Annotated in this window: 11 protein-coding genes; 7 read left to right on the top strand and 4 right to left on the bottom strand. The window is 60.4% G+C overall.

The window, feature by feature from the left end; genetic code table 11:
• Positions 1 to 46: 46 nt before the first annotated feature.
• Both PI739_RS20960 and mapR read right to left on the bottom strand, forming a co-directional pair.
• A complete protein-coding gene (locus PI739_RS20960) occupies positions 47 to 1,042 on the bottom strand; it encodes an aldo/keto reductase (protein WP_003372005.1) in 996 nt (331 codons plus the stop codon).
• A gap of 541 nt (positions 1,043 to 1,583) precedes the next feature.
• On the bottom strand, positions 1,584 to 2,993 hold the full coding sequence (gene mapR, locus PI739_RS20955) for a GntR family transcriptional regulator MpaR (RefSeq protein WP_054081109.1): 1,410 nt from the start codon (positions 2,991 to 2,993) through the stop codon (positions 1,584 to 1,586).
• A gap of 390 nt (positions 2,994 to 3,383) precedes the next feature.
• Between mapR and PI739_RS20950 the strand changes: the two genes are divergently transcribed.
• On the top strand, positions 3,384 to 4,871 hold the full coding sequence (locus tag PI739_RS20950; RefSeq protein ID WP_003372013.1) for a SulP family inorganic anion transporter: 1,488 nt from the start codon (positions 3,384 to 3,386) through the stop codon (positions 4,869 to 4,871).
• 23 nt (positions 4,872 to 4,894) lie between these two features.
• On the opposite strand, the gene PI739_RS20945 is transcribed toward PI739_RS20950, so the two are convergent.
• Complete coding sequence (locus PI739_RS20945; protein WP_003372016.1) at positions 4,895 to 6,070, bottom strand: sensor histidine kinase; 1,176 nt, start codon at positions 6,068 to 6,070, stop codon at positions 4,895 to 4,897.
• 5 nt (positions 6,071 to 6,075) lie between these two features.
• Positions 6,076 to 6,765 (bottom strand): response regulator, encoded by a 690-nt coding sequence (locus PI739_RS20940; RefSeq protein ID WP_054081055.1) that lies wholly within the window; start codon positions 6,763 to 6,765, stop codon positions 6,076 to 6,078.
• Positions 6,766 to 6,863: 98 nt separating this feature from the next.
• Between PI739_RS20940 and PI739_RS20935 the strand changes: the two genes are divergently transcribed.
• The 6 genes from PI739_RS20935 (at position 6,864) to PI739_RS20910 (ending at position 17,044) form a co-directional block, all read left to right on the top strand.
• Positions 6,864 to 8,336: an efflux transporter outer membrane subunit gene (locus PI739_RS20935; protein ID WP_003372021.1), complete on the top strand. Its 1,473-nt coding sequence runs from the start codon at positions 6,864 to 6,866 to the stop codon at positions 8,334 to 8,336.
• A 19-nt stretch (positions 8,337 to 8,355) separates the two neighbouring features.
• Positions 8,356 to 9,204 (top strand): MipA/OmpV family protein, encoded by an 849-nt coding sequence (locus PI739_RS20930; protein WP_003435876.1) that lies wholly within the window; start codon positions 8,356 to 8,358, stop codon positions 9,202 to 9,204.
• Positions 9,205 to 9,220: 16 nt separating this feature from the next.
• Positions 9,221 to 10,354: an efflux RND transporter periplasmic adaptor subunit gene (locus tag PI739_RS20925; protein WP_054081054.1), complete on the top strand. Its 1,134-nt coding sequence runs from the start codon at positions 9,221 to 9,223 to the stop codon at positions 10,352 to 10,354.
• Entirely contained in the window at positions 10,351 to 13,404 is a 3,054-nt protein-coding gene (locus tag PI739_RS20920) for an efflux RND transporter permease subunit (protein ID WP_003372029.1), read from the top strand. The genes PI739_RS20925 and PI739_RS20920 overlap by 4 nt, the downstream gene beginning before the upstream one ends.
• Before the next feature lie 73 nt (positions 13,405 to 13,477).
• Entirely contained in the window at positions 13,478 to 14,719 is a 1,242-nt protein-coding gene (locus PI739_RS20915; protein ID WP_054081052.1) for a M20/M25/M40 family metallo-hydrolase, read from the top strand.
• A gap of 615 nt (positions 14,720 to 15,334) precedes the next feature.
• Entirely contained in the window at positions 15,335 to 17,044 is a 1,710-nt protein-coding gene (locus tag PI739_RS20910) for a ShlB/FhaC/HecB family hemolysin secretion/activation protein (protein ID WP_271352165.1), read from the top strand.
• Position 17,045 lies beyond the last annotated feature (1 nt).

Genomic DNA, 17,045 nt, shown 5'->3' with positions numbered 1-17,045 from the left:
GAAGGGACGCTGCTGCGCATTGGCAGCAGCCTTGATCAATGTGCGGTCACAGACCGGTCATCTTCAGCGCCGCTTCGGGCAGGCGATCACCGAGCAGAGCGATGCGGTCTGTCTGCTCGTGAATCATGTGCAGGTCCTCCGCAGTCAGTTCCAGTTCGACGGCCCCGAGGTTTTCATCAAGACGGTGTTGTTTCGTAGTGCCGGGTATCGGGACGATCCAGGGCTTTTGGGCCAACAGCCAGGCCAGCGCCACTTGCGCAGGCGTAGCGTTCTTGCGCTGGGCAACCGCCTTGACGACGTCGACCAGCGCCATGTTGGCCTTGCGTGCGTCCTGGGAAAAGCGCGGTACGACGCTGCGAAAGTCCGAGGCATCGAACTGCGTGTGCTCGTCGATCTTTCCGGTCAGGAACCCCGCACCCAGTGGGCTGAATGGCACGAAACCGATCCCTAGTGCTTCAAGCCCAGGCAGAAGGTCCTGCTCGGGACCACGCCAGAACAGCGAGTATTCGCTCTGCACAGCTGTCACCGGCTGCACCGCATGGGCGCGGCGAACGGTATCGATACTCGCCTCGGACAGGCCAAAATGCTTGACCTTGCCCTCGGCAATCAGGTCTTTGACGGTGCCTGCGACATCTTCGATGGGGACGGCGGGGTCGACGCGGTGCTGGTAGAAAAGATCAATGCGGTCAGTGCGCAGACGCTTCAACGCCGCTTCGGCGACGGCGCGAATATGCTCAGGGCGACTGTTCGTGCCCGCGCCTCTGGCACCGCTGATCAGGTCGATATCGAAGCCGAATTTGGTGGCGACGACCACGTGATCACGAATCGGCTGCAAGGCTTCGCCCAGTAGCTCTTCGTTGCTGAACGGGCCGTAGGCTTCCGCGGTATCAAAGAAGTTGACCCCACGCTCGTGCGCGCTGCGGATCAGGCTGATCATGGCCTGCCGGTCGGCGGCCGGGCCATAGGCCGAGGTCATGCTCATACAGCCAAGCCCCAGCGCCGATACCTGAAGAGAACTGTTGCCTAAATTGCGTTTTTGCATCGTGTGCCTCCCGTGGAGCGAACCAGCACAGCTCGCGGGCGAAAAAACATGGATGGGCTGTTCTCAGTGACGATTGCACTGCAGCAACATCGGTCGAAAGGAAGTTATGCGAGGGGAGGCTGAGATACTAGACGGGTAAATCGGCAAGGGCATATGAGGAAAACTAATTAATCGGCTGCTGAACGAGTCTGGAGCAGACTATCGCGCCAATGCGCAGCATGGGCGCGATAGTCATCAGGACGTGTGTATAACCGTGAGCGATGAGTATCACGGCGATAATCAATGCTCAATACGGCGAAATAGTCCCCAGCAAACCCACCGCTATCGCCAGCAACAAAAAACCTATCAATGAAAGTCCGAGCTTGCCCATGAGCGTCTCCTGCTGATCGATCTGTCTGTAACGAGTCGCAGGTTCCGGTCTATGACGGTTGTCCTGCGCGTTTTAATGCGTGGCCATTATCCTGCGCAGGCAGATTCTGGTACAGATTCAGAAACAGCTTAAAAATACGGATCAGTTGTACGTGGGCCGAACGTAAACACTTCAGAACGACGCGATGATTCGTCCAAGCATCGCCATGGCCTGCTCGCTGCGTTCATCCCAGGGCGTGCCGTAGTTCAGGCGTGCGCAGTTCTTGAAGCGCTGCGAGGCCGAGAAGATCGGGCCGGGTGCCAGGCTGATACCTTGGGCCAGGGCCATCTGGAACACCTGCAGCGAGTCCACTTGCTCGGGGAATTCGAACCACAGAAAGTACCCGCCAGCGGGGCGTGTGACGCGTGTCGCTGCCGGGAAATAACGAGCGGCAGCAGCCAGCATCGCGCCTTGTTGCAGTTCGAGGGTGTCGCGCAATTTGCGCAGGTGGCGATCGTAGCCGCCATGTTTGAGGTAGTCGGCAATCGCTGCCTGGGCGGGGACAGAGGGTGAAATGGTGGTCATCAGTTTCAGCCGATTGATCTGTTCGGTATAACGTCCGCCTGCCACCCAGCCGACACGGTAGCCGGGAGCCAGGGTCTTGGAAAACGAGCTGCAGTGCATCACCAGCCCGCTGCGATCCAGGCTTTTGACCGGATGGGGTGCATTGGCGCCGTAATACAGTTCGGCGTACACATCGTCCTCGATCAGCGGGATCTGCTGCCGTTCCAGCAGGTTGTAGAGCCTGAGTTTTTTCGCCTGGGTCATGCTCGCGCCCAGTGGGTTCTGGAAGCTGCTCATGAACCAGCAGGCTTTGATCGGCAGGCGTGTCAGGCTGTCCTGCAGCGAATCGAGGTCCACCCCGTCACGCGGATGCACGGGGATTTCGACGGCTTTCAGCTTCAGACGCTCCAGCACTTGAAGGCAGGCATAGAACGCCGGAGCTTCGATGGCGACCAGGTCGCCGGGCTCGGTGACGCAATGCAGGCACAGGTTCAGGGCTTCCATGGCGCCATTGGTGATGACCAGTTCGTCAGCGGGCAAGCGCACGCCACTGATCATGTAGCGCAGGGCGATCTGTCGGCGCAGTTCGGAGTTCCCGGTGGTCATGTCGCTGACAATGCCCGCTGGCGTCATCGCCCGCACCGCTGAAGACATCGACTTGGCCAGGCGCGGCAATGGGTAAAGGTGCGGGCTGGGAAATGCCGAGCCGAAAGGGACGGTGTCCGGGTTCTTGAGCGAGCCAAGCACGGAAAAAATCAGGTCGCTGACGCCCAGTTCGGTGCCTTCGCTGGTGTGCCTGACCAACTCAGGCTCGGTCAGCGCATTGGCAGCATGCTCGCGTACGTAATACCCGGAGCGTGCGCGAGCCTGAATCAGGCCTTTGTCTTCCAGCAGGTAATACGCCTTGAAGACGGTGGCGGGGCTCACCGAATACGTGCGACTGGCAACCCTGACGGAGGGGACTTTCTCACCGGCGGGCAACACGCCGCTGCGAATCATTTCCGAAATGTCGGCGGCGAATTTTTCGTAGCGTTTCATAGAAGGCATCGGGGCAAATGATGCCTGCATCATGAGTGAAAACCGCCTTTGCAAACAGGGGCAAGTTATCCTGGAAAAAGCATATCAGCTGCGCGGTGTTGCTGTCGGGCAGGCATCTGCGTCTTGAACCCCTCAAACGGATGGGTCTATGATGCTCACGTCCTGCGACCCATCGAAGGAATCACTTTTGTCCCGTTCCAGCTGGCTGCCTACGCCGCCTTAGCGCTTCGCCCCCTCGCCACACCCTGACTGCCACTGACTGCGGTCGCCTGTCGCTGTGTCCGTTTTACGGTCGCCGCCACCTCAATCACTACTCATTCGAAAACCGATGCACACGCACGTCCGGCACTCGCTGCTGCGCGCTCTGCTGTGTTCGACACAGGTATTTCCATGCTCGAAAAAATCAAAGCTACGTGGTTTTCCAACGTCCGGGCCGATGTTCTGGCCGGGCTTGTCGTTGCACTGGCCCTGATTCCAGAGGCTATCGCGTTCTCCATCATCACGGGGGTAGACCCGAAAGTCGGGCTTTACGCTTCGTTCTGTATCTGCGTGGTCATTGCTTTCGTGGGCGGCCGCCCGGCGATGATTTCCGCAGCCACAGGGGCGATGGCACTGCTGATGGTGAACCTGGTGAAAGAGCATGGTCTTCAGTATTTGCTGGCCGCCACGTTACTGTGCGGCGTGCTGCAGATTGTTGCGGGGTATTTGCGCCTCGGAGAACTGATGCGCTTTGTTTCACGATCGGTGGTGACCGGCTTTGTGAACGCGCTGGCGATTCTGATTTTCATGGCCCAACTGCCAGAGCTGACCCACGCGACCTGGCCGGTCTATGCGATGACGGCGGCGGGCCTGGCGATTATCTATCTGTTCCCGCGCCTGCCATTGCTGGGCAAACTGCTGCCGTCGCCGCTGGTGTGCATTCTGCTGCTCACGGCAATGTCCATTTACATGGGCCTTGATGTACGAACAGTCGGTGACATGGGCGCAATGCCTGACAGTCTGCCGGTGTTCATGTGGCCGGACGTTGCGCTGAATCTCGACACGCTGTGGATCATCCTGCCGTATTCCGTGGCGTTGGCGGTGGTGGGCCTGCTTGAGTCGATGATGACCGCAACCATTGTCGATGATCTGACCGATACCGCCAGCGACAGGAATCGTGAGTGCAAAGGGCAGGGCATTGCCAATATCGCCAGTGGTCTGATCGGCGGCATGGCCGGTTGCGCGATGATCGGCCAATCAATGATCAACGTGAAGTCGGGGGGCAAAACGCGCCTCTCGACCCTCAGCGCGGGCTTGCTGCTGTTGATCATGATGCTGTTTCTGGGCGACTGGCTGGCGCGTATTCCGATGGCAGCGCTGGTGGCGGTGATGATCATGGTGTCTATAAGTACGTTCAGTTGGGAGTCGATCCGCAACCTTAAACAGTACCCGCTCTCGACCAATATTGTGATGGTCGTGACGGTAATCGTGGTTGTGGCTACCCATAATCTCGCCTACGGCGTGCTGGTGGGTTCTCTGCTGGCCGCAATGTTCTTTGCCAGCAAGATCGCCCGTTATCTCGACGTCACTTCGCGCCGAGACCCTGAGCACAGCCACCGCACTTATTACGTGACCGGCCAGGTGTTTTTCGCTTCTGCCGAGCGCTTCATGGCGTCCTTCGACCTGCGCGAAAACGTCGAAACACTCGCCATTGATCTGCGCGAGGCGCATTTCTGGGACATCACTGCGGTTGCCGCGCTGGACAAGGTCGTGCTCAAGTTGAGGAGGGCGGGTATCAGCGTGGACGTTGTCGGCATGAACCGGGCGACGGCCACGCTGGTGGACCGCTTTGGCGTGCACGACAAACCGGACGCTATCGATTCGTTGATGGGGCATTGATCCGCAGGTTCGGGTCAGCAGGGTCAGGCCGGGATTTCCAGGCGGATCACCGACCCGCCGCCAGGCCTGTTGCGCACCCCGATAGTGCCGTCATGCTCGAGGCAAATAGCCCGGGCGATGGACAGGCCGAGGCCGCTGCCTCCCGAATAGCGCGCCCGCGAACGTTCGGCGCGCCAGAAACGGTCGAACACCTGTTCAAGGTTTTCCGAGCCGAAGCCGGGCCCGCGGTCGGAGACGGTCAGTTCCATGCTCCGTGCGCGGGCCCTGCCGACAATCAGCAGTTCACCGCCCATCGCCGAATAGCGCAGCGCATTATCGACGAGAATATTGACCACCTGGCCGATCCGGTCACGGTCGGCGGTGACGGTCAGTCGTTGGGGGATGTCGATCGTCACGACAACGCCCGCTTCATCGAGCTGTGCGGCAAACCAGCTCAGGCGTTCGGCCACCAGTTTCTCAAGGGAAAATACCGTCTTGTCCAGGGTCAGCTGGCCAGCGCTGGCCAGTGAGAGAAGGTGCAGATCGCTCACCAGTTTGTTCAACTGGTTGAGTTGGCGGTGGACCATTTCCAGTTGTGCCAGATCGCGCGGGAACACTTCATCGATCATGCCCTGAATGCGCCCCATGGCCGCGTTCAGTGGCGTGCGCAGTTCATGGGCGATCATCGCGCTGGACTCGCTGACCTCCAGTTCGTAACGGCCTAGCTGGGTGGTCATGGTGTTGAAGTCGCTGACCAGCGCCTGTAGCTCGTCCGGGTCTTTGTCGCTCATGGGCAGGCGCGTCTTGAAGTCGCCCTGGGCGACCTGACGCGCGCCCTTGGCAATCGAAGAGAACTGGCTGGAAAGCGGGCGGGAGAACAGAAAGCCGAAAAAGATGATGATCGGGATGGCCATCATCACCAGCGCTGCCAATACCCACCACTCCTTGTTGGCGATGCCCGGCAGCAGGTTTTCGATCGGGTAATACTCGAAGAACAACTCGCGAAGCTTGACCATGTCCATGGCAGGCTCGGCCTGCAACCTCAGGAACTCCGTGCGCACATCGGCTGGCATTGCCTGCAACGTGAGCCAGTCAGACACCGTGACGTGCAGCCACATGCAGAACGCGATCACGATGACCGCACCGACGGCCAGCATGCTCATGCGCATGCCGACCCAGTGCCATAAAGGTTTCTGCCGGTGTCTGAAAAAACGTCGCATGAGGCTCACCTGAATCGATAGCCGACAGAGCGGACTGTCACCAGCACATTATCCACGCCGTGAATTTCGAGTTTGCGACGCAGATTGTGCACGTGCGCATCGACAACCCTGGCCAGCGCCTCGCTGTCGGGCAGGCAGATTTCCAGCAATTCTTCGCGGGTGAAGGCTTTGGAGGGTGTTTTCAGCAAGGTCGAAAGGATCTTGAACTCGGTGGGTGTCAGGTCGAGCAGTGTGTCTGTGCCGTCGTGTCCTTCAATGATGGCGGTGACTGCATTCAGGTCCACCAGCAGGTTCTGGTAACGCAAATGGCGGTCATTACTGGCGTTCTGCTGGGAGCGGCGCAGCACCGCGTGCACACGGGCCACCACTTCCTTGGGGTTGTAGGGCTTGACCACGTAATCGTCAGCCCCATAGCGCAATGCGCCGAGCTTTTCCGGTTCGTCGCCCATGGCGGTGACCATGATCACCGGCGTGTCGCTGCAGCGCCGGACGGCCGACAGCACGTCGGTGCCACTGACAAGCGGCAGCATGACGTCCAGCAGAATCAGGTCGGGTTTCCACTGACGGTGCATATCGATACCGCGCTGACCGTTTTCGGCCAGCCCGACGTTGAAACCGTCACGACGCAGGTAAGCCTCGAGAATGCTGGCACTGTCGGCGTCGTCTTCAACGATAAGAATGCGTTTTCCTGACACGAGCGCGCCTCTTGATCAAATCTTGATAATTCACGAACGGTTTGTTGAAAGTCGACGTTCAGGATGCTGTCCAGAGCCCACTGTCGCGGACAGATCCTATGCCGATGAGTACACCGCTGTCCAAGCGTATCCGCAACCGCCGCTGGCGTTGCCTGGCCATGCTGGCGAGCCTGACTCTTTCGGGCTGCTCGTTGATACCGGCCTATCAGCGTCCGGCGTTGCCGGTCCCGGTCGATCAGGCGTCCGCTGTGGTCCCGGCCTCGAATACCTCCAGCGCCGTCGTGCTCAGTGCCGACGAAGAAGCGCTGGCTGGCGAGTTGTCGCCAAAAGGCGAACTGCGCCGGTTGCTGCAATCGGCCCTCGCGTTCAATCGCGATTTTCGTGTGGCGGTGCTGCGTGTGGAGGAGGCCAGGGCAATGCGCGGCATTACCCGCGCCGATCGCTTTCCGACCCTTGCTGCAGGTGTCGAGCGCGATCGTCAGCACTTCGATAATGCGGCCGCCGACGAGCGTTATGGCCAGGACATTTCCATCGCGTCGGTGGGCGTCTCTGACTTTGAACTGGATTTCTTCGGGCGCGTGCGCAGCCTGTCAGAGGCGGCGCGGCACGATTATCTGGCCAGCACCTACGGCCAGCAGGCGGCACGCAGTGCGTTGATTGCGGAAGTCGCCCGCGCCTGGCTGGCCGAGCGTCTGGCCGCTGCTGTGCAACAGGATGCGCAGGCGGTTCACGAGGCCCGGCTGATGCTGGTCAAGGCGGCCGAAGAGCAGCAGCGTCAAGGTGCGCTTTCGCTGGATGATCTGATGGCACAGCGCCTCGACACCCTGAGCGCGCAACAGCAGGTGCAGGATGCGGCAAGCGATCACGCCAACGCGTCGCAGGCCTTGTTGTTACTCACCGGCTATTCGACGGTATTGCCCGTCAGCACGCCAGACACCCCTGCGCTGACCACCGCGCTGGTCGAGACGCCGTCCTGGCTGTCGAATCTGCCGTCTCAGCGTCTGCTGGAACGCTTTGACATCCGTCAGCGCGAAGAAGCCCTCAAGGCCAGCAATGCCAACATTGGTGCTGCCCGTGCGGCGTTCTTTCCGTCCATAAAACTCAGTACCGGCGTGGGCTTGCAGAGCGACAGCCTGCGCACCTTGTTCAGCAACGGCAGCGGGGCCTGGCTGTTTACGCCGCAGTTGAATCTGCCGCTGTTCGACGGCGGGCGTAATCAGGCCAACCTGGACCTTGCCAAGGTGCGTCAGCAGATCGCGGTGGCCGAGTATGAAAAGGCTGTGCAGAACGCCTTCCGTGAAATGTCCGCTGTGCTGACCCGCCGTCAGCAGGCCCTGAACCATGTCCGCAACGAGGTCGAGCGGGTTGCGCTGGTCCAGGAAAAAGTGCGGCGCCTGTCCTTTGAACTCAATGCGGGCGCCGTCGAGCGCACTGCATTGCTGGTTTCCACTCTCCGTATTGCTGAAGCCGACGCAGCCGCTCGCCAGTCCCTCGATGCGCTGCAGCAAAACCGCATCGATCTGTTTCGAGTGCTGCACGGAGCAGAACCGACAACCCCACCCCAATCCTGAATGACACCGGAGTATCCCCATGAGCCCTGCAATCTCTCGTACTCACCTGCGGTCTGCGCTGCTTAAACCTGTGCTGACCGTGTTGATCACCTCTGCGGCCATGACCCTGGCAGGTCAGGCCTGCGCCCAGGACAGCACTGCCGAAGGCCAGTCGATGCTGGGTGACCGGTTCAACGTCAATTTCGGGCTCGGCATGGCCGTGCTGCCGCGCTACATGGGGGCCGATGAATACCGCAGTCAGGTGGTGCCCATGCTGACGGTCCAGCGCGGTATCTTCTTCGCCGACACCACGCGCGGTCTGGGGCTGCAATGGCAGTCGGATTCCGGGTTCGGTGCCAGCGCTGCACTCAATTACGATTTCGGTCGTACCGAGAAAAACAGTACGAATCGGCCTGGTTCCAACGAGCTGAGAGGGATGGGCACTGTCAAGGGCGCGACCGTTGGCGACTTCATGGTTTCCCAGCAACTCATGCCGTGGCTGTCCGTCAGTGCCGAGGCCGAACTGCGGGTGGCTGGTGAAAAACGTGGCAATCGTTACCGGTTGGGTTTCGAGGGCATCGCCTACCACAGTCAGACCGATACGGTGACCCTCGACATCGATGCGCACGCTGGTGACGGCCGTTACAACCAGACCTATTTCGGCGTGAGCCCGATCCAGAGTCAGCGCACCGGCTTCTCCAGTTTCAGCGCAGACAGCGGCATTTACGCCTACTCGGCGGCGCTCGCCTGGCAGCATACCTTCGACGCCCACTGGTCAACCGTCGCAAGCGTCGGGGTAACGCATTACACCGACCAGACCCGCGGCAGTCCGCTGGTCGAGACCGATGCCGAAGGCAGTGGCCTGATTGCCTTGAATTACGCTTTCTGAAGGGTTGAAGCCTGCCATGCGATTGAATCCTGATGCGTTTCCGGCCCTACGGCGGTGTGTGTCGCGCGCTTGCGGCGTCGTGCTGATCACTCTGATGATCAGTGGCTGCGGTGATAAACAGACGGCCAGCGTTCCGCCTGTCCGGGCTGTCAAGGTTGAGACGGTCCGGGCAGGAGAGGGCGCTGCGTTGCGCTTCATTGGCACCGTTCGGCAGCAGGATCGCGCCAGTCTGGCGTTTGAATCGGCAGGCACCCTGACAGAACTGCGGGCCGACATTGGTGATAGCGTCAAGCCGGGCCAGGTGCTCGCCCGCCTTGATCCGCAGCCTGCGCAATTGCGTCTGCAGGAGGCGCAGGCCGCTTTGCGGCTGGCTCGGGCTCAGGCGCTGGAGCGCCAGCGTAACTACCAGCGTCAGCAAAACCTGCTCGCAGCGGGCAGTGTCGCCCAGAGCGTGGTCGAGTCGGCCCACTCGTCCAGTGAACAAGCCAGCGCCGAGCTGATGCGCACGCAGGCCGAGCTGGACCTGGCCCGTCGCGAACTGGATCGCACCCGCTTGATCGCACCCTTTGCCGGGCGCGTGGTGGCCCGTCATGCACAACCGCAGAGCGTGTTGCCCGCCGGGCAGGTGCTGCTGGATATAGAGTCCGCCGCAGAGCAACAAGTGGTGGCGGCTGTTCCGTTGGCACTTGCCGAGTCGCTTGAGCCGGGCGACCTCGCCAGGGCCTCCAGCAGCGCAGACGGTACGGTAGGGTTTGATCTCGCCCTGGAAGGCATTTCGCCCCGCGCTGATGACGGGCTGGTCAGAACGGCTGTGTTCCGAGTGCTGCGGCCTGCCGGCAGGCTGCCCAGTGGCGTCACGCTGCTTGTGCAAATGCATCCCGCTGCCGACGCACAGTCGCTGTCGGTTCCAGTGCAAGCGTTAAGGATGGGTGCCAACAGCCACCTTGCTGAAGTCTTCGTTTACCAGGCGGGAGGAACAGTCGCCGTACGCTCCGTGACGCTGGGTATGGTCAGAGAAGGTCGGGCACTGGTCGTCAGCGGGCTGGTCGCAGGTGAGCAGGTGGTCACTGCCGGCACCGCTTTTCTGCAGGACGGTCAGCCCGTCACGCTGTTTCATTCAGACACTCGCCTGACCGGTGACGCGCAATGAACCTTACCTCCCGCGCCATGGGCGCAAGCCGCCTGACCCTGTTCGCTGCCTTGCTGATTTTGCTGGCCGGTGTTGTCACGTTTTTGAGCTTTCCTTCTCAGGAAGAACCTTCGGTGACCGTTCGCGACGCATTGGTCAGCGTGTCTCTGGAAGGGCTGTCCGCAGAGCGCACCGAGGAACTGCTCGCCAGGCCGCTCGAAGAGCGTATCCGTGAACTGGCCGAGATCAAGAACGTGCTCACCACGGTCCAGCCTGGCCGAGTGATCGTGCAGGTTACGGCGTATGACAACGTCAAGGATCTCGGGCTGCTGTGGCAACGGCTCCGGGCGAAGGTGAGTGAAACGAGCGGTGGTTTTCCGCCCGGCACCCAAGGGCCTTTTGTCGATGATGATTTCGGTCGCGTCGCCGTGGCTTCGATCGCGCTGACCGCGCCGGGCTTCACCATGGGCGAGATGCGTGGCCCGATCAAGCGCTTGCGTAATCAGCTTTATGAGCTCAAGGGCGTCGATCAGGTCCAGCTGTATGGGCTGCAGAATGAACGCATTTACCTCGACTTCAATCACCAGACGCTGGCCGCCGCCGGACTTTCCCCGCAACAGCTGCTTCAGCAACTGCAGGCCCGCAACCTGATCGCGACGGGAGGCAACCCGGTCATCGGGCAGCAGAGCACCACGCTTTCGATCAGTGGCGAGGTGCTTTCGCCGGAGCAGCTTCGGCAGTTCCCGGTGCAGTTGCCCAGTGGTCAGAAGGTCGCGTTGCAGAACCTGAGCAGGGTATCGGTGAGCCCTGTCGACCCGCCGGAAACCGAAGCGATCTATCAGGGACAGGATGCTGTGGTACTGGCCGTTTCGATGCAGCCAGGCCTCAATGTGCAAACCTTCGGTGATGCCTTGCGCAAGCGACTCGCTGAGCTGGAGCAGCAACTTCCGACGGGTTTTACCTTGCACGTGGTGACCTTCCAGTCCAGCGTGGTCGAGCACGAGATGAGCAAGATGTATCACGTCATGGCCGAGACGGTGGTGATCGTGATGTGCGTGGTCATGCTGTTTCTGGGCTGGCGCACCGGGCTGGTGGTCGGGGTGATTGTGCCCTTGACCATCCTCAGTACGCTGCTGGTCATGCGCGCACTGGGGATCGAGCTGCAGACGGTGTCGATTGCCGCGATCATCCTGGCGCTGGGCTTGCTGGTGGACAACGGCATTGTCATCGCCGAAGACATCGAGCGACGCCTGCATGCGGGGGAGGATCGACAGCGCGCCTGTGAGGAGGCCGGGCGCACTTTGATGATCCCTCTGCTGACTTCTTCACTGGTCATCGTCCTGGCGTTTTCGCCCTTCTTTCTGGGGCAGACCAGTACCAACGAATACCTGCGTTCGCTGGCGGTTGTGCTCGCCACGACGCTGATCAGCTCCTGGCTGCTCAGCATCACGGTGACGCCTCTGTTGTGCTTTTACTTCGCCAGGGTGCCGGCCGGCAAAGCGTCGGCGGATCATGCCGATGAGTATGCATCGCTGTTCTACCGTGGCTATCGCAAGGTCATCGAGCGTTTGCTGAATCACTCGCTGCTCTTCATCGCCTGCATGATGGGTTTGCTGGCGTTGGCGATCGTGGTGCTGACCCGGGTGCCGTACGATTTTCTGCCGAAGTCGGACCGCATGCAGTTCCAGATTCCGCTGGTGCTCGAGCCCGGCAGCAGCTCGCGAGACACGTCTCGAGCGGTGCGTGATATCAGCCAATGGCTAAGCAGCGATCAGGATGTGGAACACAGCATTGGTTATGTCGCCAGTGGCGGGCCGCGGATCGTGCTGGGCCTCAATCCCCCGTTGCCCGCGCCGAATATCGCGTATTTCACTGTCAGCGTGCGTGAAGGTGCCGACCTCGATGCGGTGATCGAGCGCACACGACAGTTTATCCTCGCGCAGCACCCCGAAATCGAAGCGCAGCCCAAACGATTCTCGATGGGCACCACCGAGGCGGGGATTGCGGTCTACCGGGTCATCGGTCCTGATGAGGAAGTGTTGCGCGGTACTGCCCGACAGATCGAGCAGGCGTTGTCGGCGTTGCCCGGAACCTTGGACGTGCACGATGACTGGCGGACCCGATTGCTGCGTTACGACGTTGTCGTCGATCCGTACAAAGCCCTGCAGGCCGGTGTTGCCACTCAGGACATCGCCCAGGCCCTGCAACTGAGAAACAGCGGGCTGTCCGTGTCGTCGCTGCAGGATGGCGATACTGCTGTCGCCATTGTGGCGCGAGAGCAGAGCACCCTGAGCAAGCCGGGCAATGATCTGGACAGCACCCTGATTTACCCGGCTTCCGGGGGCGCGCCGGTGATGTTGTCGGCCATTGCCACTGTCGAGCCCAGGGCCGAGGCATCGACTATTCAGCGGCGTAATCTGCAACGCGCAATCACGGTGGTGGGGCACAATCCGTCAATGACGGCGACCTCGATCGTCGAACAGTTGGCACCGCAGATAGCTGCAATCAGCCTGCCGGCGGGTTACCACATCGAACCCGGTGGCGAAATTGAAGACTCGGCCGAAGCCAATCAGGCGCTGTTGCAGTACATGCCGCATGCACTGGTCGCGATGCTGTTGTTGTTCGTCTGGCAGTTCAATTCGTTCCGCAAGTTGCTGATCGTCATCTCCAGCGTGCCCTTCGTGCTGATCGGCGTGGCGCTGGCGTTGGTGCTCACCGGCTATCCGTTCGGCTTCATGGCCACCTTCGGGCTGCTGTCGCTGGCCGGCATCATCGTCAACAACGCCGTGCTGCTGCTCGAACGTATCGAGGCTGAACGCGAGCAAGGCCTGGCGGTGCGTGATGCAGTGGTTAATGCAGCTATCAAGCGCTTGCGGCCGATCGTGATGACCAAACTGACCTGCATCATCGGGCTGGTGCCGCTGATGCTGTTTGCCGGCCCGCTCTGGGAGGGCATGGCGATCACCATCATGGGTGGCCTTGCGTTGGGTACGCTGGTGACACTGGGCCTGATTCCGATCCTCTACGCGCTGCTGTTCGACCGCTTCGAGCGCTGGCGCAGGGCGAGCTGAGCCATGACGGCCGGTACGTGTGTAAGGTATGGTCCTGAGAAAACCTCGATGATCGAACACAAGGATGAAACACATGCGCTCATTTACCCGCTCGCCACTGGCCGCCCATCTCGCCCTGGCGCTTGCGTTGACAGCCCTGGCGCCATTGGCCATGGCCGAACCGCACAAGGCCATCCAGGCCGATGCCGAGCAATACAAGGACGAAGCCTTGAAGCTGCTGGAGCGTCTGGTGAACATCGACTCGGGTTCCGGGTATGTACCGGGCCTGACCAAGGTCAGCGACATCGCGATCGAAGAACTGAAAAAGCTCGGTGCCACCATCGAGCTCGTTCCAAATACGCCAGAGGCCAGCAACCACGTCATCGCCACCCTGAAAGGCACCGGCAAGGCGAAGATTCTGCTGATGGCGCACATGGACACCGTGTTCAAGGAAGGCTCCGCGGCCGAGCGTCCGTTTCACATCAAGGACGGGCGTGCCTATGGCCCAGGGGTGATGGATGACAAGGGCGGCATCGTTGCAGCTATCTATGCACTGAAGGTGCTGCACAACTTGAAATTCACCGACTACGCGCAAATCACGGTGTTGCTCGACGCCAGCGAGGAGACCGGCTCAGGCGTTGCTACCGAGCTGATCAAGAAAACCGCGAAGGAGCATGACGTCACCCTCAACCTGGAGCCGGGGCGTCCGGCCGACGGTCTGGTGGTGTGGCGCAAAGGCTCGGCAACCGCGCTGGTCGAAGTCAAAGGCAAGGCCTCGCATGCAGGCGTTGCGCCTGAGCTGGGACGTAACGCCGCGACCGAAGTTGCCCATCAGATCCTGCAACTCGGCAAGCTGGGTGACGAGGAGAAGAAAACCACCATCAACTTCACCGTGCTCAAGGCGGGGGATCGCACCAACGTGATTCCCGATCAGGCCAGCGCCAAGGCCGATGTGCGCGCTGCCGTACCGGAAGAGTTCGACCGCGTCGAGCAGGACCTGGCCAGGGTGTCGGCCAACAAGCTGGTGCCCGATACCGAGGTCAAGACCAGTCTGGTCCGTGGCCTGCCACCGATGCCGCAGACCGCGCAGTCCGATGCATTGGTCGCGATGGCGCAAGGCATCTACGGCGAACTGGGTCGCACCCTGACCATCGAGGGCAGCGGCGGGGCGGCAGATTCAAGCCTGTCTGCCAGCGTGGGTACACCAACGCTGGACGGCTTCGGGATTGTCGGCGGCAATATCCATACGCCCGAAGAGTATGCCGAAGTGGGCAGCGTGGCGCCGCGGATCTACTTGCTGTCGCGAATGATCATGAAGTTGTCCGGGCAACAGTGATTCGATAGGCCTCCCGTGCGTGGCGCGGGAGGCTGTAGAGTCGATGACTCGCTTTTAAACAAATGCAGGGCTGCACACCTCGCGATACTGCATACAGCGGGAGACGGCACTGATTCTGGCATAGCGGTTCATTGTCGAGTGTTGGCCGACAACTAGTTGTTATTGCTCATCCCCGTTTTGCTCATGCGCCACACCACAGGGTTTGATCGAAACCTGCTGCCTCTGTTTTACACCCTGTCCATGCAAAAAAGGACCGTCGGCGCCGCTCCAGAGCCCTGGAAGGTCAGCATGCTTGCGCCTGTTTCCTTAGACCATAGTCATTTTAATAGTGTATCTGCGGCCTTGACACGAGCCGGTTTTCGCGTGCTAGCCGATCAGCATTTCTGCATATATTTAATTATGACCTTAATACTATGTCGAAAAGATACGCTGTCCCCTATCAATACTAAGCACATGACCCTTGGGCGCTGGCTAAAGGTCAGTGTTGTAAAAATCAACTTCAAAAAAAGTTCAACAAATCGGATACAAGGTCGATACAAATATTTGACGCCGCTATGATGGCGTTCTAGTATTGCCCGCCTTTTTGATATCAATATGCTACCGCAAGGACGCGCCGTGTATCCTCATGCCCTAAAACTGGCTTTGCTGCTACTGCTCGCCCTCGCGCCAGCTACCTTGCTTGCAGCCACTGCTCCCGCCAGTTTGCCAGGTGACCAGGATCTTATTCGTGATCGTCAGGATCGCCTGCTCGAAGAGCAGCGCCGCCGTCTTGAAGAACTCAAGGACCTGCCGGGCAAACAAGCCGCACCCGCTGCCCCGAGTTCTCCGGCCGATACACGTTGTTTCACCATCAATCGTATCGAGCTCAAGGGCGCCGACTCGCTGTCGGCCGCCGAGCGCGATGCGTTGACCAAGCCCTATATTGGCAAGTGCCTTGGTGTTGCGCAGCTCAATGAGCTTCTGAAAGTCATCACCGATCACTACCTCGAAAAAGGCCTGGTGACGACTCGCGCCTACCTGCCGCAACAGGATCTGTCCACTGGCGACCTGCAAGTGTTGGTCATCGAAGGCAAGCTGGAGCATCTGCGTGGCGATGCCGCCAGCGGTCTGTCGGCGCGTGAGCTGGCCATGACGTTTCCCGGTAAAGAAGGCCAGATGGTCAACCTGCGCGAAATCGAGCAGATGGTCGATCAGCTCAATCGCCTGCCATCCAATCAGGCGCAGATGGAACTGACCCCCGGCCAAGTCGTCGGCGGCAGTGACGTAGTGGTCAAGAACACTCCGCAAAAACCATGGCGGGCCAACCTGTCGCGTACCAACGAAGGTCAGCGCAGCACCGGCGAGCAGCAATGGAACGCTGGCCTTGAGTGGGATAATCCGTTGGGGCTGGCCGACCAGTTCAGCCTGCGCGGCGGCCACGATGCGATCAGCGATCGGCAGAAAGCCTCCCGCAACGCCTCGCTTGCCTACAGCCTGCCGTGGGGCTGGTGGACGTTCAGCTACCTGTACAACACCAGTGAATATCGTTCGGTGGCGCAGGCCTCGAACGTCAACTTCAAGCAGGACGGCGATAGCCAGAACCACCAGTTCAAGGCCGAGCGGGTCGTGTATCGCGACGCGCTGAGCAAGACCTCGCTCAATGCCGGTCTGTCCTACCTGCGCACCAACAATTATGTCGAAGACAGCAAGCTGGCGGTCAGCAGCAATCGCATCACCGAGGCGCAGTTCGGTATCAACCATGGGCGGCGGGTTGGCTCGGCGTTCGTCAACATCGATCTGGGCATGCAGCAAGGCATCGGTGCACTGGACGCGCAGGGCAACCACGATCCTCGCCCGGGTGAGGCTGATGCACGTTATCGCAAATACACCGGCACCCTCAGCTACCTGCACCCCTTTCAACTGTGGGGCGAAAACCTGAGCTTCACCAGCCTGGCCACCGGGCAGCGCAGTGAGGATGTGCTGTTCAGCTCGCAACGCACCAGCCTGGGCGGATCAGCATCGGTGCGCGGTTACAAGGATGAGTTTCTGTCTGGCGACAGCGGTGGTTATTGGCGTAACGAGTTGCGCCTGACTCGCCCGGTCGCCCTGGACTGGCTGCGCCCGGTGTTCGCCGAGTATGGCGCGGCTGCCGGTTACGACCAGGGTGTTATCCGCAACGATCGTTACAACGGCAGTCAGCATGGGCGCTTGTCCAGTAACTCGTTCGAGCTGTTTACGAGTGGCCAGCACGTTGCTGCCTCAGTGACGTTCGCTCATTCCCTGGAACGTCCCGATGTGATCGAGCGCGAAGCGCCGATCTATTTCCGTATGGACTTTTTCCTCTAAC

Source organism: Pseudomonas cerasi (genome assembly GCF_027983475.1).
GTDB lineage: Bacteria > Pseudomonadota > Gammaproteobacteria > Pseudomonadales > Pseudomonadaceae > Aquipseudomonas > Aquipseudomonas cerasi.
Note: the sequence above shows the minus strand (reverse complement) of the source record. Positions and strands in the feature narration are given on the sequence as shown.